The 17,827-nt window shown below is 67.3% G+C and carries 28 protein-coding genes and 1 pseudogene; 24 read left to right on the top strand and 5 right to left on the bottom strand.

The window, feature by feature from the left end; translation table 11 throughout:
• The first annotated feature begins 395 nt into the window (after positions 1–395).
• The 6 genes from P8627_RS02560 (at position 396) to P8627_RS02535 (ending at position 5,041) form a co-directional block, all read left to right on the top strand.
• Complete coding sequence (locus P8627_RS02560) at positions 396–1,673, top strand: class I SAM-dependent methyltransferase (RefSeq protein ID WP_279965947.1); 1,278 nt, start codon at positions 396–398, stop codon at positions 1,671–1,673.
• A gap of 56 nt (positions 1,674–1,729) precedes the next feature.
• Positions 1,730–2,734, top strand: coding sequence for a zinc transporter ZntB (locus P8627_RS02555; protein WP_279965945.1), 1,005 nt, complete (start codon positions 1,730–1,732; stop codon positions 2,732–2,734).
• Positions 2,735–2,947: 213 nt separating this feature from the next.
• On the top strand, positions 2,948–3,256 hold the full coding sequence (rpsJ, locus tag P8627_RS02550) for a 30S ribosomal protein S10 (protein WP_246947868.1): 309 nt from the start codon (positions 2,948–2,950) through the stop codon (positions 3,254–3,256).
• A gap of 14 nt (positions 3,257–3,270) precedes the next feature.
• Positions 3,271–4,143 carry a 50S ribosomal protein L3 gene (gene rplC, locus P8627_RS02545; protein ID WP_279965941.1) on the top strand — a complete coding sequence of 291 codons (873 nt, stop codon included), beginning with the start codon at positions 3,271–3,273 and terminating at the stop codon, positions 4,141–4,143.
• Positions 4,140–4,760, top strand: coding sequence for a 50S ribosomal protein L4 (rplD, locus tag P8627_RS02540; RefSeq protein WP_279965939.1), 621 nt, complete (start codon positions 4,140–4,142; stop codon positions 4,758–4,760). Before rplC ends, rplD begins: the two co-directional genes overlap by 4 nt.
• On the top strand, positions 4,757–5,041 hold the full coding sequence (locus P8627_RS02535; protein WP_279965937.1) for a 50S ribosomal protein L23: 285 nt from the start codon (positions 4,757–4,759) through the stop codon (positions 5,039–5,041). Before rplD ends, P8627_RS02535 begins: the two co-directional genes overlap by 4 nt.
• An 83-nt stretch (positions 5,042–5,124) precedes the next feature.
• Here P8627_RS02535 and P8627_RS02530 read toward each other — a convergent pair whose 3' ends face one another.
• Positions 5,125–5,547, bottom strand: a complete 423-nt coding sequence (locus tag P8627_RS02530) for a DoxX family protein (protein ID WP_279965936.1) — start codon at positions 5,545–5,547, stop codon at positions 5,125–5,127.
• A gap of 153 nt (positions 5,548–5,700) precedes the next feature.
• Here P8627_RS02530 and rplW point away from each other — a divergent pair.
• A pseudogene (gene rplW, locus P8627_RS02525) lies at positions 5,701–5,829 on the top strand (50S ribosomal protein L23); the annotation flags it as partial.
• Positions 5,830–5,884: 55 nt separating this feature from the next.
• On the opposite strand, the gene P8627_RS02520 reads toward rplW, so the two are convergent.
• Positions 5,885–6,949, bottom strand: coding sequence for a RelA/SpoT domain-containing protein (locus P8627_RS02520; protein WP_279965935.1), 1,065 nt, complete (start codon positions 6,947–6,949; stop codon positions 5,885–5,887).
• A 205-nt stretch (positions 6,950–7,154) separates the two neighbouring features.
• On the opposite strand from P8627_RS02520, the gene rplB reads away from it, so the two are divergent.
• Genes rplB through rplP form a run of 5 tightly spaced genes read left to right on the top strand, consistent with a single transcriptional unit; the run spans position 7,155 to position 9,826 of the window.
• Positions 7,155–7,997 carry a 50S ribosomal protein L2 gene (rplB, locus tag P8627_RS02515; protein ID WP_279965934.1) on the top strand — a complete coding sequence of 281 codons (843 nt, stop codon included), beginning with the start codon at positions 7,155–7,157 and terminating at the stop codon, positions 7,995–7,997.
• Between the two features lie 3 nt (positions 7,998–8,000).
• Positions 8,001–8,279 carry a 30S ribosomal protein S19 gene (gene rpsS, locus P8627_RS02510; RefSeq protein ID WP_279965933.1) on the top strand — a complete coding sequence of 93 codons (279 nt, stop codon included), beginning with the start codon at positions 8,001–8,003 and terminating at the stop codon, positions 8,277–8,279.
• A gap of 3 nt (positions 8,280–8,282) precedes the next feature.
• Positions 8,283–8,663 carry a 50S ribosomal protein L22 gene (gene rplV / locus P8627_RS02505; protein ID WP_279965932.1) on the top strand — a complete coding sequence of 127 codons (381 nt, stop codon included), beginning with the start codon at positions 8,283–8,285 and terminating at the stop codon, positions 8,661–8,663.
• Entirely contained in the window at positions 8,663–9,400 is a 738-nt protein-coding gene (gene rpsC / locus P8627_RS02500) for a 30S ribosomal protein S3 (RefSeq protein ID WP_279965930.1), read from the top strand. The genes rplV and rpsC overlap by 1 nt, the downstream gene beginning before the upstream one ends.
• A gap of 12 nt (positions 9,401–9,412) precedes the next feature.
• On the top strand, positions 9,413–9,826 hold the full coding sequence (gene rplP, locus P8627_RS02495; RefSeq protein ID WP_279965928.1) for a 50S ribosomal protein L16: 414 nt from the start codon (positions 9,413–9,415) through the stop codon (positions 9,824–9,826).
• 85 nt (positions 9,827–9,911) lie between these two features.
• Here the strand turns inward: rplP and P8627_RS02490 are convergent, their stop codons facing one another.
• Entirely contained in the window at positions 9,912–11,105 is a 1,194-nt protein-coding gene (locus P8627_RS02490; RefSeq protein WP_279965926.1) for a class I SAM-dependent methyltransferase, read from the bottom strand.
• A 63-nt stretch (positions 11,106–11,168) separates the two neighbouring features.
• On the opposite strand from P8627_RS02490, the gene P8627_RS02485 reads away from it, so the two are divergent.
• Complete coding sequence (locus tag P8627_RS02485) at positions 11,169–11,786, top strand: 2OG-Fe(II) oxygenase family protein (protein WP_279965925.1); 618 nt, start codon at positions 11,169–11,171, stop codon at positions 11,784–11,786.
• Here P8627_RS02485 and P8627_RS02480 read toward each other — a convergent pair.
• On the bottom strand, positions 11,771–12,439 hold the full coding sequence (locus P8627_RS02480; RefSeq protein WP_279965924.1) for a hypothetical protein: 669 nt from the start codon (positions 12,437–12,439) through the stop codon (positions 11,771–11,773). The two genes, P8627_RS02485 and P8627_RS02480, sit on opposite strands and share 16 nt — an antisense overlap.
• A gap of 299 nt (positions 12,440–12,738) precedes the next feature.
• On the opposite strand from P8627_RS02480, the gene rpmC reads away from it, so the two are divergent.
• From rpmC to rpmD, 11 genes are all read left to right on the top strand, one after another.
• Positions 12,739–12,948: a 50S ribosomal protein L29 gene (gene rpmC / locus P8627_RS02475; protein WP_279965923.1), complete on the top strand. Its 210-nt coding sequence runs from the start codon at positions 12,739–12,741 to the stop codon at positions 12,946–12,948.
• A 4-nt stretch (positions 12,949–12,952) separates the two neighbouring features.
• On the top strand, positions 12,953–13,183 hold the full coding sequence (rpsQ, locus tag P8627_RS02470; protein WP_279965922.1) for a 30S ribosomal protein S17: 231 nt from the start codon (positions 12,953–12,955) through the stop codon (positions 13,181–13,183).
• Positions 13,184–13,287: 104 nt separating this feature from the next.
• On the top strand, positions 13,288–13,656 hold the full coding sequence (gene rplN, locus P8627_RS02465) for a 50S ribosomal protein L14 (RefSeq protein WP_011567679.1): 369 nt from the start codon (positions 13,288–13,290) through the stop codon (positions 13,654–13,656).
• Entirely contained in the window at positions 13,656–13,961 is a 306-nt protein-coding gene (gene rplX, locus P8627_RS02460) for a 50S ribosomal protein L24 (RefSeq protein ID WP_279965916.1), read from the top strand. Before rplN ends, rplX begins: the two co-directional genes overlap by 1 nt.
• The gene (rplE, locus tag P8627_RS02455) at positions 13,961–14,524 is read left to right on the top strand and encodes a 50S ribosomal protein L5 (RefSeq protein ID WP_279965915.1); all 564 of its coding nucleotides are present in this window, start codon (positions 13,961–13,963) and stop codon (positions 14,522–14,524) included. Before rplX ends, rplE begins: the two co-directional genes overlap by 1 nt.
• A 9-nt stretch (positions 14,525–14,533) precedes the next feature.
• The gene (rpsN, locus tag P8627_RS02450) at positions 14,534–14,839 is read left to right on the top strand and encodes a 30S ribosomal protein S14 (protein WP_279965914.1); all 306 of its coding nucleotides are present in this window, start codon (positions 14,534–14,536) and stop codon (positions 14,837–14,839) included.
• A gap of 12 nt (positions 14,840–14,851) precedes the next feature.
• Positions 14,852–15,244 carry a 30S ribosomal protein S8 gene (rpsH, locus tag P8627_RS02445; protein WP_279965913.1) on the top strand — a complete coding sequence of 131 codons (393 nt, stop codon included), beginning with the start codon at positions 14,852–14,854 and terminating at the stop codon, positions 15,242–15,244.
• Positions 15,245–15,255: 11 nt separating this feature from the next.
• Positions 15,256–15,789, top strand: a complete 534-nt coding sequence (rplF, locus tag P8627_RS02440) for a 50S ribosomal protein L6 (protein WP_279965912.1) — start codon at positions 15,256–15,258, stop codon at positions 15,787–15,789.
• A gap of 11 nt (positions 15,790–15,800) precedes the next feature.
• Positions 15,801–16,160 (top strand): 50S ribosomal protein L18, encoded by a 360-nt coding sequence (gene rplR, locus P8627_RS02435; protein WP_279965911.1) that lies wholly within the window; start codon positions 15,801–15,803, stop codon positions 16,158–16,160.
• A gap of 127 nt (positions 16,161–16,287) precedes the next feature.
• Entirely contained in the window at positions 16,288–16,872 is a 585-nt protein-coding gene (rpsE, locus tag P8627_RS02430) for a 30S ribosomal protein S5 (protein WP_279965910.1), read from the top strand.
• Between the two features lie 3 nt (positions 16,873–16,875).
• On the top strand, positions 16,876–17,064 hold the full coding sequence (gene rpmD / locus P8627_RS02425) for a 50S ribosomal protein L30 (protein ID WP_279965909.1): 189 nt from the start codon (positions 16,876–16,878) through the stop codon (positions 17,062–17,064).
• Between the two features lie 76 nt (positions 17,065–17,140).
• Here the strand turns inward: rpmD and P8627_RS02420 are convergent, their stop codons facing one another.
• Positions 17,141–17,806, bottom strand: a complete 666-nt coding sequence (locus P8627_RS02420) for a hypothetical protein (RefSeq protein ID WP_279965908.1) — start codon at positions 17,804–17,806, stop codon at positions 17,141–17,143.
• Between the last annotated feature and the right edge of the window lie 21 nt (positions 17,807–17,827).

Genomic DNA, 17,827 nt, shown 5'->3' with positions numbered 1-17,827 from the left:
GCGGCCCCGTCCCGGGGCCGACGCGCGAACCCGACAGTGCAAGGGGCCCCCGCGGGGGCCCTTTGTCACGAGAGGGAAAACGAGATGATCTGACGCGCCGAAAAAGCGTCTCGAAGATCATCGAGTGAGCCGCGCGGCCGCGTCCAGCGGCCGACACGCGAACCCGACAGTGCAAAGGGCCCCCGCGGGGGCCCTTTGTCACGTGAGGGGGAGCTTGACGACGGGACTCCGCACGCCAAGCGCACCTCCCGTTACCGACGCACCCGAGCCCTCACGCAGCCAAGACCGCCCCGAACGGCCCTCATCTAGTCGGGGGCCGCCTCCGACGGCGGGCTTGCCAGGCCGCGGGGCGGGGCGCAGGCTGGCGGGGCGCGAGGGATCCGGGGGAGGACCCGATGAGCGACCGTCACGATGCCTGGACCGCCGGCGAAAGCTATGAGCGCTACATGGGGCGGTGGAGCCGGCTGATCGCCGATCTCTTCCTCGATTGGCTGGCGCCCGCGCCGGGGCGCGACTGGCTCGAGATCGGCTGCGGCAGCGGCGCGCTGACGGCGGCGATCCTGGCGCGCGCCGCGCCGAAGACCCTGCTGGCCACCGACCGCTCCGCCGATTTCCTGCACCACACCGCCGCCGCGCTGGCGGATGCCCGGCTGTCCTTCATGCGGGCCGATGCGACCGCGCTGCCGGTGGGCGATGACAGCCGCGATGTCGTAACCTCCGGGCTCGTCCTCAATTTCGTGCCGGACCGCGCGGCCGCGCTCCGCGAGGCGCGCCGGGTGCTGCGGCCCGGGGGGCGGCTGGCCTTCTACGTCTGGGATTATCCCAACGGCGGGATGGGTTTCATCGACGCCTTCTGGCGGGCCGCGGCGGCCTGCGACCCCGCGGCGGCGGCGCTCGACGAGGGCGCGCGCTTTCCCTTCTGCACCGCGGCCGGCCTGACCGCGCTCTGCGAGGCGGCGGGCGTCGCCACGCGCCGCGTCGCGCCAATCGAAACCGAGACCCGCTTCGCCGATTTCGATGCCTTCTGGGAGCCCTTCACGCTGGGCGCCGGGCCCGCGCCCGGCTACGCGGCCAGCCTCGATCCCGAGGCCCGGGCACGCCTGCGGGCGGCGCTGGCCCGGGAGCTGGACACCGGCGGGCCGGTCGTGCTGCCGGCCCGGGTCTGGGCGGTCGATGCCACCATGCCCTTAGGGGGAGGGCGCGCGCGCGTCCCGGACATGACGAAGGGCGGCGCGGGGGCCGCCCTTCGTCCCGGCACCGGGTTCGGGGATCAGTTGTTGGCGATGATCGCCTCGATCCGGCCCTTCTTCTCGGGATTGGCTTCGCTGCCCTCGACGACGGCCTTGATCGCGGCGATCTGGCCCAGCGTCAGGTCGTCGAGCGTGTCGGTCGGGATGCCGAGCTGCTGGAAATCGGCCATCAGCGCCGTCTGCAGCATGTTGAAGCCTTCGTTCATCATGCCGGCATGGGCGTCGGCCATGGCGGCGGTGCCGCCGAGGGTCAGCGTGGCGGCGGTGGCGAGGGCGGTGAGAATGCGGGTCATGTCGGTCTCCGTTGATCCTGGCCATGTCCCGGACCGTCCGGGCCATGTGCCTCGGGGGACAGTGGCACCCGGCGACCGCTCACCGTCACCCGACGAAGCCGTGAGGTGCCGCCGCCTTGATCCCCTGTGACGCGGGCGTGATCGCCGGCCTTGCCCCGGTCCGCGCGCCGCGCCAATCCTGACGCCATGACCGACACGCCCCCCGCCGGCTATTCCGGCTTCGCCCTGAACGGCCCCCGCCGCGCCACCGCGCTGGAGGGGGCGGCCCTGGGCCAGGCGCTCGAGGGCGCGGAGCTGGCCTGGGCGCATCTGCCCTTCGATCCCGACGCGCCCGCGCCGCAGCAGGACTGGATGGCGGCGCATGTCCCGGGTCTCGACGCGACCACGCGGACCGCGCTCACGGGCGAGACGACGCGGCCCCGCGCGCTGGCCGCCGGGGCGGGGCTCATGGTCGTGCTGCGCGGCGTGAACCTCAACGCGGGCGCCGAGCCCGAGGACATGGTGTCCTGCCGGATCTATCTCGACGCCAGGCGCATCGTCACGCTGGCGCGCCGCCCGCTGCGGTCGATCGCGGCGCTGTCGGAGCGCATCGCGGCGGGGAAGGGGCCCGAGACTCCCGGCGGCTTCCTGCACGACCTGGCCGAGGAGCTGATCCTGCGGATCGAGGACACGCTGGAGCGGCTGGAGGACGACACCGACGCGCTCGAGGACCTGGTCGAAGCCGCGGACCTGACCGCGGCGGATGCGACGCGGGCGCGCGGCGAGGCGGCACGGCTGCGGCGCGCGGTGCTGGGCATGCGCCGCCACATCGCGCCGCAGCGCGACGCGCTGGCCGCGGCGGCCGCGGCCCTGCCGGACCTGATCGTCAAGCACGACCGCCGCCGCCTTCTGGAGGTGCAGGAGCGCCACCAGCGCGCGGTCGAGGAGTTGGACGCGATGGCGGGCCGGCTGACGCTGGTGCGCGACGAGATCAAGGCCGAGCAGGACGAGCGCACCAACCGCAACCTCTACGTCCTGTCGGTTCTGTCGGCGCTGTTCCTGCCGCTGGGCTTCCTGACGGGGCTCCTGGGCATCAACCTGGGCGGCATCCCCGGCGCCGAGAGCCCCTGGGGCTTCGCGGCGTTCTGCGCGATCCTGACGGTGATCTTCGTCCTGCAGGTGATCGTGCTGATGCGGATGCGGCGGCTCTAGGCGCGCGGCCGCGTCCGACCCCGCAATTCCGTCCCCGCGGGGTTGCCACGCGCCCCGAGTCGGTCTAGACGCCCGCATCTGCGGACGGGGTCGCGAGTGCGGCCCCGCTTCCGTTCGGGTTCGACGAGGGGCCAGGATGGGCCTGTCTCCTCCTCTCAACTTGAACGCCGCCGGACCCAACGGGGTGCCGGTGGCCTCGTCATCGGACATGACATGAAAAGCCAGAACATCCGCATCCGGCTCAAGGCGTTCGATTACCGCGTGCTCGACGCCAGCACGCAGGAAATCGTCAACACCGCCAAGCGCACGGGTGCCCAGGTTCGCGGGCCGATCCCGCTTCCCAACAAGATCGAGCGTTTCACCGTCCTGCGCGGGCCGCATATCGACAAGAAGTCGCGCGACCAGTGGGAGATCCGCACGCACAAGCGGATGCTCGACATCGTCGACCCGACGCCGCAGACCGTGGACGCGCTCATGAAGCTCGACCTCGCCGCGGGCGTCGACGTCGAGATCAAGGTCTGAGGGAGGGTATCGCCATGATGCGTTCCGGAGTGATCGCGAAGAAGGTGGGCATGACGCGCATCTTCCAGGAGGACGGGCGCCAGGTTCCCGTCACCGTGCTGCAGCTCGACGCCCTTCAGGTCGTCGGCCAGCGCACCAAGGACAAGCATGGCTACACCGCCGTCCAGCTGGGCGCCGGTACGGCCAAGGCCAAGCGCACCAGCCAGGCCATGCGCGGCGTTTTCAAGGCGGCGGGCGTCGAGCCCAAGCGCCGGATCGTCGAGTTCCGCGTGGACGAGGATGCGCTGATCGAGGTGGGCGAGGAGATCATCGCCGACCATTATTTCGAGGGCCAGTATGTCGACGTGTCCGGCACGTCGATCGGCAAGGGCTTCGCCGGTGCCATGAAGCGGCACAACTTCAGCGGTCTTCGCGCCTCGCACGGCGTGTCGATCAGCCACCGCTCGCACGGCTCGACGGGCCAGTGCCAGGATCCCGGCAAGGTCTTCAAGGGCAAGAAGATGGCCGGTCACATGGGCGCCGCCCGCGTGACCACGCAGAACCTGCAGGTCGTCCGCACCGATACCGACCGGGGCCTGATCATGGTCAAGGGCGCGGTGCCGGGCTCGAAGGGCGGCTGGGTCACGATCAAGGACGCGGTGAAGAAGCCCTTCCCCGAGACCGCCATCGTCCCCGCCGCGCTGATGAGCGCCCGCAAGGAGGCCGAGAAGGCCGCCGCGGAAGCCGCAGCCCAGGCCGAGGCCGAGGCCAAGGCCGCCGAGGAGGCGCGTCTGGCCGAGGAGGTCGCCCAGCAGGAGGCCGCGCTGAAGGCCGCCGAAGCCGAGATCGCCGAGGAATCGTCGCAGACCGACAATTCCGACGTGGAAAAGAAGGAAGGTGACGAATGAAACTCGACGTCATCAAGATGGACGGATCCGCCGCCGGCTCGGTCGAGCTGTCGGACGAGATCTTCGGCCAGGAGCCGCGCCGCGATATCCTGTATCGCGTCGTGCGCTGGCAGCGGAACAAGGCGCAAGCCGGCACCCACAAGGTCAAGACGCGCTCCGAGGTCAGCTATTCGACCAAGAAGATCGTCCGCCAGAAGGGCTCCGGCGGCGCGCGCCACGGCTCGCGCAAGGCGCCGATCTTCCGCAAGGGCGGTGTCTACAAGGGCCCGACCCCGCGCAGCCACGGCCACGAGCTGACCAAGAAGGTCCGCCGCATGGGCCTGATGCACGCGCTGTCGGCCAAGGCGCAGGCGGGCCAGCTGGTCATCCTGGACGCGGCCAATGTCGAAGGCGGCAAGACCGCGATGCTGGCCCAGCAGGTCAAGGACCTGGGCTGGAAGCGCGCGCTGGTCATCGACGGCGCGAACGTGAACGAGGATTTCGCGCAGGCCGCGCGGAACCTGGACAACGTGGACGTGCTGCCCTCGATGGGCGCGAACGTCTACGACATCCTCAAGCGTGACACGCTGGTGCTCACGAAGGCGGGTGTCGAAGCTCTGGAGGCGCGGCTGAAATGAACACCTACGACGTGATCCGCAAGCCGATCATCACCGAGAAGGCCACTATGGCGTCCGAGTCCGGCGCCGTCGTCTTCGAGGTCGCGATCGACGCCAACAAGCCCCAGATCAAGTCCGCCGTCGAAGAGCTCTTCGGCGTCAAGGTGAAGGCCGTGAACACGACCATCACCAAGGGCAAGGTCAAGCGCTTCCGCGGCCAAATGGGCAAGCGGAAGGACGTGAAGAAGGCCTATGTGACGCTCGAAGAGGGCAACACGATCGACGTGACGACCGGGCTCTGAGCCCCGCCCGTGACGCCGAAGGTAGATGAAAGAAGCCCCGCCGGAAACGGCGGGGCTTTTTCGTTGGTTGGGCGTCGGCGGCCTCAGATCAGGCTGCGGCCCTTCACGTCGCCGTTGCCGCGCATCAGGAAGAAGGCGCCGGCGGCGAGGAGCATGCCCTGGAGCTGCCAGCCGCTGAACGGGCCGAAATAGATCATGACGATTACCCCCGCGACGACGGTGGTGATGGCCAGCCCGCCGAGCCGGGTGAGCATGTCGCTCATCCAGTTGTTGCGGATCAGGCCGCCCAGAAGGATGGCGATGCCGCCCGCGATCTCGGCGAAGGCGGCCAGCGCGAAGAGGATCAGCGGCAAGCCGTAGCTCTCGGCCTGGCCCGCCATGTCGGGCAGCTTGAAGCTGCCCTGCTCGATGATGATCGCGGCCAGCGGCACGCGCAGGAACCAGTCCGAGCCGCGGATGGTCGGGATGCGCTGACTGTAGTCGGCGACGGTGTCGATAACGGCCATGAGGGCCTCCGGATTTTGGGGCCGCCCCGCGTCGCGAGGCGGCATTGCGTTGGTGTATTGACGGCGTACGTAGCGGCAGCGACGGCCGGCGCAACGAACTGCGGCGCTTGGTCCCGGTGGGGGGCGACCGGCTCTTTTGCGAGAAGTGGACTCGTAAACACGACCATCACCTAGGGGAAGGTCAAGCGCTTCCGCGGCCAGATGGGCAAGCGGAAGGACGTGAAGAAGGCCTATGTGACGCTCGAAGAGGGCAACACGCCCGACGTGACGACGGGTCTCTGAAGCCCGATCGGTATCGCCAGGCCGAAAGAAGCCGCGCCGGTGACGGCGGGGCTATTTATACGTTACCTTCGGCTTCGATTATCTCGACGAAATCGATCGGGTCATAGAAGTAGTTTCGATATGCTGATCGAAGTTGCTTTGGGTTGTCTGAGCGGACATAGACTGCATTCAAGCTTTCTTCGCTAGCCTCAAGTCTGCCTGCCATCTCGATTGCATCGGAGGGATTTGCGAAGGGCAGCACATCGAGTGCAAGTTGCCCTGACTCATCGCGGTATATATTGAGGACGTTATGTCGGGTCAGCTTCTCTTCATCCTCAAACTGGCGAAGAAGTTTAAGCCTTCTCAGAATTCCTAGCTCATTCTCTATACTTCGAAGTTCGGCGCGCAAGTCCTGATCAGAAACCTCAGTGAACGCTCGTCTTATATGCTCGTGTTGTCGTGCGATAATCTCACTCGCAAGGGCAAAGAAACGGCCGCGACGAGATTGGTCCAACTCAAATTTCGTTTGCTCGCCATCGAGAAGATCTGAAATCTCCACAGCGGTCGCCCAAGCGTGCTGGGCTCTGGTTCTATATTGAAGCTCTACAAGAAGCCCATCCCATGGCTTTCTCGTCTGTCTCCGGACACTCCCTCGCGGATAATGGCGATATACGTCGTGGACGCCACGATACCCGGTAAATTTTGGCTTCTCGATATAGTTATATTTGTTTGGATCTTGACTATGACGAAGCTGGTGGTCCACATTTTTCATAGTGGATGCGGAATGCATGTACTCTCTAAATTCATTTAGGTCGTCAATAGTGTCGAATATCATTCGGCAGCCAGCAAAGTCATGCATGCTGGATACGTCAGAGATAAGCAAATCCCCATTGGGCTGTCGACGACGAAGTTTGCCAATAACTGTGTTTCTGCGCTTTAGTCTTTGCGCGAACTCGACGTAATAACTCTTCTTATTGATGTGCCCTTTAAGCCAAGCTTGGAAGGTATTGATTACGTAGCCGTGCGCGGCGCGCCACCGATCCACAGTATCGTAATCTTCTTGAGAAGCGCGCCCTTCAGATATTGCTTGCCCGGCGCGTTTTACCGCGCCTTTGCTTTCCGGGGGGATAGGGTATGCCATGGCCGCCATCCATTTATCAAATTTGCTGGGGAGACAACCCTTGACCCCCCCGGCCGACTCCCCTAACAGGCCCCATCCCGAGCACCCCGGATCCGTCCGGGGTGTCTCTTTTCGGGATGTCGAACCGGGGACCTTCGGGGCCCTTACATCCAGGGCGGACCCGCGATGCGGGATCGTCCGACACACAACGGAAGACAGGTAAACAATGGCACTCAAGTCGTACAAGCCGACGACGCCGGGCCAGCGTGGGCTGGTTCTGATCGACCGTTCGGAGCTGTGGAAAGGTCGCCCCGTCAAGGCGCTGACCGAAGGCCTCACCAAGAATGGTGGCCGCAACAACACCGGACGGATCACGATGCGCCGCAAGGGCGGCGGGGCCAAGCGCCTCTATCGGATCGTCGATTTCAAGCGCAACAAGCTGGACGTCCAGGCGAATGTGGAGCGGATCGAATACGACCCGAACCGCACCGCCTTCATCGCGCTCATCCGCTACACGGATGGCGAGCAGGCCTATATCCTGGCGCCGCAGCGTCTCGCCGTGGGCGACCGCGTCGTGGCCAGTCAGAAGGCCGACATCAAGCCCGGCAACGCGATGCCCTTCCAGGGCATGCCGATCGGCACGATCGTCCACAACATCGAGCTCAAGCCCGGCAAGGGCGGCCAGATCGCGCGCGCCGCGGGCACCTATGCCCAGTTCGTCGGCCGTGACGGCGGCTACGCCCAGATCCGGCTTTCCTCGGGCGAGCTGCGGCTCGTGCGGCAGGAATGCATGGCGACGGTCGGTGCGGTCTCGAATCCGGACAACTCGAACCAGAACCTCGGCAAGGCCGGCCGCAACCGCCACAAGGGCATCCGCCCGAGCGTCCGCGGCGTGGTGATGAACCCGATCGACCACCCGCATGGCGGCGGCGAAGGCCGCACCTCGGGCGGCCGTCACCCGGTCACGCCCTGGGGCAAGCCCACCAAGGGCGCCCGCACCCGCAACAAGAACAAGGCGTCGCAGAAGCTGATCGTTCGCTCGCGTCACGCCCGCAAGAAAGGACGCTAATCCATGAGCCGTTCCGTCTGGAAAGGCCCCTTCGTGGACGCCTACGTCCTCAAGAAGGCCGAGAAGGCCCGCGACAGCGGGCGCAACGACGTGATCAAGATCTGGTCGCGCCGCTCCACCATCCTGCCCCAGTTCGTGGGCCTCACCTTCGGCGTCTACAACGGGCACAAGCACATCCCCGTCAACGTCTCCGAAGACATGATCGGTCAGAAGTTCGGTGAATACGCGCCGACGCGTACCTATTACGGGCACGCCGCCGACAAGAAAGCCAAGAGGAAGTAAGTCATGGGCAAGGACAAGAATCCCCGCCGCGTGGCTGACAACGAAGCCATGGCGAAGCTGCGGATGCTGCGCACCAGCCCGCAGAAGCTGAACCTCGTCGCCGCGATGATCCGCGGCAAGAAGGTCGATAAGGCGCTGGCCGACCTGACCTTCTCGAAGAAGCGGATCGCGATCGACGTGCGCAAATGCCTGCAATCGGCGATCGCGAATGCCGAGAACAACCACAGCCTGGATGTCGACGAGCTCGTCGTCGCCGAGGCCTGGGTGGGCAAGAACCTGACGATGAAGCGTGGCCGTCCGCGGGCGCGTGGACGGTTCGGCCGCATCATCAAGCCGTTCTCGGAACTCACGATCAAAGTGCGGCAGGTAGAGGAGCAAGCCTGATGGGACATAAGGTCAACCCGATCGGCATGCGGCTCCAGGTGAACCGCACCTGGGACAGCCGCTGGTACGCCGACACGAAGGACTACGGCAATCTGCTGCTCGAGGACCTGCGCATGCGCGAGTTCATCGAGGAGGAGTGCAAGCAGGCCGGCGTCAGCCGCGTGATCATCGAGCGTCCGCACAAGAAGTGCCGCGTCACGATCCACACCGCGCGTCCGGGCGTCATCATCGGCAAGAAGGGCGCCGATATCGAGGTGCTGCGCAAGAAGCTGGCCAAGATGACGGATAGCGAGCTGCATCTCAACATCGTGGAGGTCCGCAAGCCGGAGCTCGACGCCCAGCTGGTCGGCGAGAGCATCGCCCAGCAGCTCGAGCGTCGTGTCTCGTTCCGCCGCGCCATGAAGCGCTCGGTGCAGAACGCGATGCGCATGGGCGCCCAGGGCATCCGGATCAACATGGCCGGCCGCCTGGGCGGCGCCGAGATCGCGCGGACCGAGTGGTACCGCGAGGGTCGGGTTCCGCTGCACACGCTGCGCGCCGATATCGACTACGCCCATTCCGAGGCGAAGACGCCCTACGGCATCATCGGCATCAAGGTCTGGATCTTCAAAGGCGAGATCATGGAGCATGATCCCTCCGCCCGCGACCGCAAGGCCCAGGAACTGCAGGACGGCCCGGCCCCCCGTGGCGCCGGCGGCCGTCGCGACGACCGCGGTCCCCGCGGCCCGCGCCGGTAAGGAGTAGACGCAATGCTGCAACCGAAACGGACGAAGTTCCGCAAGCAACACAAGGGCCGCATCCACGGCGAGGCGAAGGGCGGGTCCGACCTGAACTTCGGCACCTACGGTCTGAAGGCCACCCAGCCCGAGCGGGTCACCGCCCGCCAGATCGAGGCCGCGCGCCGCGCCATGACGCGTCACATGAAGCGTCAGGGCCGCGTCTGGATCCGGATCTTCCCGGATCTGCCCGTGACCTCGAAGCCCACCGAAGTGCGGATGGGCAAGGGCAAGGGCTCGGTCGATTTCTGGGCCTGCAAGGTCAAGCCCGGCCGCGTGATGTTCGAGATCGACGGCGTCTCGGAGGAGGTCGCCCGCGAAGCGCTGCGCCTCGCCGCGATGAAGCTGCCGATCAAGACCCGCACCGTGGTGCGCGAGGACTGGTAAGCCCGGCCCTTCGGGGTTGGACAGGTTCGGAAAGGGCGGGGGCGACCCCGCCCTTTTCGCGTTTCCGGGCCCCGGGGGGAGAGGCCTACCGAAGCACGCCCGAGTAATGCAGCAGCCCCCAGGGCAGGAACGCCGCCTCGACCTTGGCCCAGAGCGCGCCGAAGCCCAGCGGGTCGAGCCCCGCGGCCGCCGCGATCTGCGTGAGCGAATGGCGGCCGTCTATGCCCGCGATCAGCGGCGCCGTCGAGGGCGGCAGGGAAAGCGGCATGGTCTCGCCCGCGATCGTCAGCGGGATCGGTTTCTCGCGCCGGACGGCCTCGGCCAGCGCCCGGGCTTTCACGCCCGACAGGTGCGGGATCAGCCCCATCGCCGTGCCGCGCGCCGGCCGGCGCGCCTGGCCCGCGGGGGCGGCATAGCCGACATGGGTCTTGATCGTGCCGCGCAGCTTCTCGGCCACGGCCATCGCCGCGAGCGGCGGCAGGTCATGGGCGGTGCCGGTGATCCGCTCGGGCTCGTAGAGGCCCGGCTGGCAGAAGGACACCAGGTCCCAGCCCGTCGCCGCCAGCACCTCCGACAGCGCGTTCACGTCGAAGGCCCGGTCCTGCCCGTGCAGCAACAGGTCGTAGAAGCCCGCATCGCCCGCCTCGTGATCGACGAGGTTGGGGTTGCGCTTGAACGGGTGGCCCTCCGGCACGCGGTCGAGGATGGCGCGCGCCCGCGCCAGCCGCTCCCGCGGCGGCAGCCCGTCGAGCAGCGCGCCGAACGCCTCCTGCAGCGGGTAGACGCCCGACCGGCCGTAGGGCGCGTAGACCATGAAGCCCATCCCGCCCTCCGGCGCGACGGCCTGGGCCAGGGCCGCGAAGCCCGCGGCGGGATCGGGCAGGTGGTGCAATACGCCGCAGCAATCGATGTAGTCGAAGGGGCCGTATTCGGCCGCGTCCAGCAGGCTGCCCGTCCGGAAGGTGATGCCGTCCAGCCCGCGCGCCGCGACCCGCGCCTCCGCCACCCTTCGCGCGCCCGGCGACAGGTCCAGATAGGTGATCGCATAGGGCCGCCCCGCCGCGGTCAGCAGCTGTGCCAGTTGCACGAGCCCGTCCCCCGAGCCGCCGCCCGCGACCAGCGCCTTCAGCGGCTTCGACCAGTCGTGCCGCCCGCCCCAGAGGAAATGGTCCATCTCGACGGGCCGCGAGGGCGAGCCGACGATCAGGCGCCGGGCCTCGTCGGCCGGATCGCGTTCGGGGTAGGGGTAGGTGTCGTAGTGATCCGTGATCGAGACCATGCCGCCATCCCGGCCGCGCCGGGCGCGGTTGCCCGGCCGTCGAGCGGCCTCTATCAGGCGAGTATGGCCATCCGTTCCCTCTTCGTCACCCGCCTCTATCGCGCCGCGCTCTCCGCGCACGGCCCTGCCATCGACCCGGGCGAGCTGGAGGCGTCCTGCCTCTCCGTCGCCGAGGATGACGAAGCGGGGCAGGACTGGTGCGAGGCGAACGCCTTTCCCGGCTACACCTCCTACGCTTCGCTGACGGACTTGCCCTGGCGGTTCCCGATCTTTGCGGATCTGGTGAAATCGCTCGACGCCCATGTCGCGGCCTTCGCCGGGGACCTCGCTTTCGATCTGGGCGAGCGGAAGCTGGAGCTCGAGGATCTTTGGATCAACATCCTGCCCGAGGGCGGGACGCATTCGGGGCACCTGCACCCGCATTCGGTGATCTCGGGCACGACCTATGTCGCCATGCCCGAAGGCACTTCGGCCATCCGCTTCGAGGATCCGCGCCTGCCGATGATGATGGCCGCGCCGACCCGCCGCAAGGACGCCCCCGAGGAGCTGCGGACCTTCCATTACGAGACCCCGGCGGTGGGCGACGTGGTGCTCTGGGAGAGCTGGCTGCGCCACGAGGTTCCGATGAACATGACCGAGGAGGACCGGATCTCGGTCAGCTTCAACTACCGGTGGGGATAGTCCCCGCGCGGGATCTCGGGCAGCGGCGGGCCGCCGGGCGATGCCGGCACGACCTCCGGGACGCGGGCGCGGCGGCGGCCGATCAGGATGGCCGACACGATCATGGCGTAGAGGGCGATCAGGTAGAGCGGATAGGCCTGGAGCACAGGCTCGGCCTCGCGGACGGAGGCCAGCCCGAACAGCGAGGCGGCAAGGAAGATCATCCAGACACCCACCGGCTCCGAACGGGGGCGGATCAGGGCCTTCACGGCGGTGAGCACGCCGCCGAGCAGGCTGATCGAGATTGTGATCGCGAGCGCATAGGCCGCGTTCGCCGTGGCCTGCCAGAGCGCCAGCCCGAGCGCGGCCGCGACCAGGACGAGCCAGTCGCCACGGCGCAGATAGGCGCCCCGCCCGAAAAGGGCGGCGAGACCGAACACGAAGATCGTGCCCCCGACCTGCGCGGCCGCGAAGACCAGCGACGTGGTCGCGCCCTCGCTGACCAGCGAGCTCAGCGCGATCGTTCCGAGGACGGACCAGATCAGCCAGCTGGCCCGGCAGGGCGCGATGCGACGGCGCAGCGTCTCGCGGATATAGGCGAGGTAGCCGAGGACGCTCAGACCGGCCGCGAGAAGGCCGACCGACGACACGAAACCCGACCCACCGTCACCCATCGCCGCACACCATCGAACTCGTTAAAATCGGGCAGCTGACCCTAGGTCAGGGTGGGGCGGGCGGGGCGCGTGCGGCAAGTCCGGGAAACCTTACCTCGCGGGCCGCGGGGGCAGCGCGCGTCAGATCGGCGGCGCCCCCGCCCGATTTTTCCGCCGATGGCACGGGCCGGCCTTGCGCTCGGGGCCCAACCCGTCTATGCGGCGCGCTCACCCGTTGATCTCCACCGGAATCGACCGTGACCCGCCCGCCGCGCGAGCGAGGGGCAGAGCGGCCCGGTGATGTTGAAAGGACAAAGGCGATGAACGCCGCAGAACTGCGTGACAAAACCCCGGATCAGCTCCGGGACCAGCTGACCCAGCTGAAGAAAGAGGCCTTCAACCTCCGCTTCCAGCAGGCCACCAGCCAGCTCGAGAACACCGCGCGCATGCGCGCCGTCAAGCGCGACACCGCGCGCGTGATGACGATCCTGAACGAAAAGGCGGCCGAAGCCGCTGCTCCGGAGGCCTGAGCCCATGCCGAAGCGTATCCTCCAGGGCGTCGTGACGTCCGACACGAACGCCCAGACGGTCACCGTCTCGATCGAACGCCGCTTCAAGCACCCGCTGCTGAAGAAGACGGTCCGGAAGTCGAAGAAGTACCGCGCCCATGACGAGGCCAACCAGTTCAAGGTCGGCGACGTCGTGCGCATCCAGGAATGCCCGCCCAAGTCCAAGACGAAGCGGTGGGAGGTGATCGCGGAATAAGCTGCGGTCGCCGGTCGCGCCCCGCCGGGGCGCGACGCCAGACGTAATGTCGAAACCCTGGGGACACGGGCACGCATCGCCCCCCCAAAGGTCGGGAGAAACCAATGATCCAGATGCAGACCAACCTGGATGTTGCTGACAACAGCGGCGCGCGCCGCGTTCAGTGCATCAAGGTCCTGGGCGGGTCCAAGCGGAAATACGCCTCCGTGGGCGACATCATCGTGGTGTCGGTCAAGGAAGCGATCCCGCGCGGACGCGTCAAGAAGGGCGACGTGCGCAAGGCCGTCGTCGTGCGCACCGCCAAGGAAGTGCGCCGCGAGGACGGCACCGCGATCCGCTTCGATCGCAACGCCGCCGTGATCCTCAACAACAACAACGAGCCGATCGGCACCCGCATCTTCGGGCCGGTGGTTCGCGAATTGCGCGCGAAGAACTTCATGAAGATCATCTCGCTCGCGCCGGAGGTGCTGTGATGGCTGCCAAACTCCGCAAGGGTGACAAGGTCGTCGTGCTGTCCGGCCGCGACAAGGGCAAGGAAGGCGAGATCGTCTCCGTCGATCCCAAGGCCGGCAAGGCCGTGGTCGAGGGCATTAACATGGCCATCCGCCACACCCGCCAGAGCCAGGCGTCGCAGGGCGGCCGCATCCCCAAGGCGCTGCCGATCGACCTGTCGAACCTCGCCATGATCGACGGAAACGGTCGCGCGACCCGTGTCGGCTTCCGCATGGAAGGCGACAAGAAGGTCCGCTTCGCCAAGACCACGGGAGACGTGATCTGATGCTCGACCAAGCCAACTACACGCCGCGGCTCCGCGCGCTTTATGACGAGACCGTCAAGAGCGCCCTGAAGGAGCAGTTCGGCTACGCCAACGACATGATGATCCCGCGCCTGGACAAGATCGTCCTGAATATCGGCGCCGGCGCCGAGGCGGTTCGCGACAGCAAGAAGGCCAAGAGCGCGCAGGACGACCTTAGCGCCATCGCCGGCCAGAAGGCCGTCGTGACCAAGGCCAAGAAGTCGATCGCCGGCTTCCGCGTCCGCGAGGGCATGCCGCTCGGTGCCAAGGTGACCCTGCGCGGCGCCCGGATGTACGAGTTTCTCGACCGCCTGGTGACCATCGCGCTGCCCCGCGTCCGCGACTTCCGCGGCGTGAACGGCAAGAGCTTCGACGGCCGCGGCAACTACGCCATGGGCCTCAAGGAGCACATCGTCTTCCCCGAGATCAATTTCGACAAGGTCGACGAAGTCTGGGGCATGGACATCATCATCTGCACCACCGCCAAGACGGACGCGGAGGCGAAGGCTCTTCTCAAGGGCTTCAACCTTCCGTTCAACAGCTGAGGACAAGACATGGCAAAAGTTTCCATGATCGAACGCCAGAAGAAGCGCGAGCGGCTGGTGAAGAAGTACGCCGACAAGCGCGCCTCTCTGAAAGAGATCGCGAATGACGAGTCGAAGGAGATGGAGGAGCGGTTCAAGGCCCGGCTCAAGCTGGCCCAGCTGCCCCGCAACTCCTCGCCCACCCGTCTCAACAACCGTTGCCAGCTGACCGGGCGTCCGCGTGCGTATTATCGCAAGCTGAAGCTGTCCCGCATCATGCTGCGCGAACTGGCCAGCCAGGGGAAGATCCCCGGCATGGTCAAGTCCAGCTGGTAAGGAGATCAGGATATGAATGATCCCATCGGCGATATGCTGACCCGCATCCGCAACGCGCAGATGCGCGGCAAGTCCACCGTCCTCACCCCGGCCTCGAAGCTGCGCGCCCGCGTGCTCGACGTGCTGGCCGACGAGGGCTATATCCGCGGCTACGAGGAAGGGCGCGACGAGCGCGGCCATCCGCAGATCGAGATCTCCCTCAAGTACTACGAGGGCACCCCGGTCATTCGCGAACTCAAGCGCGTCTCCAAGCCCGGCCGCCGTGTCTACATGGCCGTCAAGGATGTGCCCTCGGTCCGTCAGGGCCTGGGCGTGTCCATCGTCTCCACGTCGCGCGGCGTCATGTCCGACGCGGCCGCTCGCTCGGCCAATGTCGGCGGCGAAGTGCTCTGCACCGTATTCTGAGGAGGGTTGAAATGTCTCGTATCGGCAAGAAACCCGTCGACCTGCCCTCGGGCGTCGAAGCCTCTGTCTCGGGTCAGACGATCTCGGTGAAGGGGCCCAAGGGCACCCGCACGTTCACCGCGACCGACGACGTCACGCTCAGCGTGGCCGACAACACCGTGTCGGTCACGCCGCGCGGCAAGTCCAAGCGCGCCCGGCAGCAGTGGGGCATGTCGCGCACCATGGTCCAGAACCTGGTGACCGGCGTGACCACCGGCTTCAAGAAGGAGCTGGAGATCTCGGGCGTCGGCTACCGCGCGCAGATGCAGGGCAATACCCTGAAGCTGGCGCTGGGCTACAGCCACGACGTCAATTTCGAGGTGCCCGCGGGCGTCACCGTCACCGCGCCGAAGCAGACCGAAGTGGTCATCGAAGGCTCGGATGAACAGCTCGTCGGCCAGGTCGCGGCCAATATCCGCGAATGGCGTGCGCCGGAGCCCTACAAGGGAAAGGGCATCAAGTACAAAGACGAGTACATCTTCCGCAAGGAAGGCAAGAAGAAGTAAGGACCAGTCAGATGGCAAACAGCAAACGGGATCTGTTCCTCAAGCGCCGCCTGCGCGTCCGGAACAAGCTTCGCAAGATGGCCGCCGGGCGTCCGCGCCTGTCGGTGCACCGCTCGAACAAGAATATCTCCGTCCAGGTGATCGACGACGTGAACGGGGTGACCCTCGCCTCGGCGTCGACCATGGACAAGGATATCGGTCTGGCGGGCAAGAACAACGTCGAGGCGGCCGCCAAGATCGGCGCCGCCATCGCCGAGAAGGCCAAGAAGGCCGGCGTGGAAGAAGTCTATTTCGACCGCGGCGGCTTCCTCTTCCACGGGCGCGTGAAGGCTCTGGCCGACGCGGCGCGCGAGGGCGGCCTGAAGTTCTGAAGACGTGAAGGGCAGGGGGCGCGCGCCGCCCCCTCGATGATCAGGGGCCGGGTGACCCCAATTCGTGAGACCCCGGCCACCAGGATCGTACCAATTGGGGCGAGCCCCCGAAGACAGGAGATGCCGCATGGCAGGACGTGACGACAGCCGTGGACGGGGCCGAGGCCGCGATCGCGACGAAACCCCGGAATTCGCCGATCGCCTCGTGGCGATCAACCGCGTGTCCAAGACCGTCAAGGGCGGCAAGCGCTTCGGCTTCGCGGCGCTCGTCGTCGTGGGCGACCAGAAGGGCCGCGTGGGCTTCGGCAAGGGCAAGGCCAAGGAAGTGCCCGAGGCCATCCGCAAGGCCACCGAGCAGGCCAAGCGCCAGATGATCCGCGTGCCGCTGCGCGACGGCCGCACGCTGCACCACGACATCGCCGGCCGCCATGGCGCGGGCCGCGTCGTGATGCGCACTGCGCCCGAAGGCACCGGCATCATCGCCGGCGGCCCGATGCGCGCCGTGTTCGAGATGCTGGGCGTCAAGGACGTGGTGTCGAAGTCGATCGGCTCGCAGAACCCCTACAACATGATCCGTGCCACGCTGGACGGGCTGCGAAAGGAAAGCTCGCCCCGCTCGGTCGCGCAGCGCCGCGGCAAGAAGGTCGCGGACATCCTGCCCAAGCGGGACGAGGCCCCGGCCGAGTCCAGCCAAGTGTCCGAGGAGGCCTGACCCATGGCGAAGACCATCGTCGTCAAGCAGATCGGCTCGCCGATCCGCCGCCCCGCCGACCAGCGCGCGACGCTAATCGGGCTGGGCCTGAACAAGATGCACAAGACCCGCGAGCTGGAGGACACCCCCTCCGTCCGCGGCATGGTCGCGAAGATCCCCCACATGGTGGAGATCATCGAGGAGAAGGGCTGAACCGCCCCTTCCGCGACGTCGGAGATCAGAACGCGCCCCAGTCGGAAACGGCCGGGGCGTTTTCCGTTTTCGGGGGTCAGTCGTCGCCGGCTTCGGGCGAGGGAGCGGGAACGGGATCCGCGACGCCGCCGGGCGCGTCGTCCACGAACACCACCTGGCCTAGTTTCGTGTTGAGCAGCCGGTCGCGGTGCAGAAGCGTGCCATCGGCGATGTAGAGGTTGCGGACCTCGTAGGTCCCGACCGCTTCGGGCGTCGCGGGGTCGCGCAGCACGAGGGTCAGCTCGCCCGTCGCCTCGGGCGTGACCAGGGCGAAGCGGTCGGGATCGGCCCCGGCTTCCATATTGCGCAGGATGGCCTCGACCCGATCGCGGTCGGTGACGCGTTCGACCGCGAAATAGCAGGCGCCCTCGTAGCCGCCGAGCGCCACCGCCGTGACCGAGCCCGCGACGATGGTGACGGGCGCGGTGACGACCGCCGCCGCGCCGGCGAGGAGGCCCGACACGCCCGCAGCGAGCCCCGAGGCCGCCGCGCCGGCGCTGGAGGCGGCGGTCAGCAGGTTGCTGCCCTCCGGCCCGATCAGCGTGTAGCGCCCCGCCTGGACCGCCGCAGTGCCCACCGTGCCCGCGGCCTCCGAGGCGGCCATCGCCGAGATCAGGCGGCTGGGCTTGTAGTCGCAGAGCGAAGCCTGCGCGGGGCCGGCCGCAGTGAGAAGGGCTGTAACGAGGAGGAGGCGAGAGGGCATGGATGGGCTCCCTTTGGATCG

It is taken from the genome of Jannaschia sp. GRR-S6-38 (assembly GCF_029853695.1).
GTDB lineage: Bacteria > Pseudomonadota > Alphaproteobacteria > Rhodobacterales > Rhodobacteraceae > Jannaschia > Jannaschia ovalis.
Note: the sequence above shows the minus strand (reverse complement) of the source record. Positions and strands in the feature narration are given on the sequence as shown.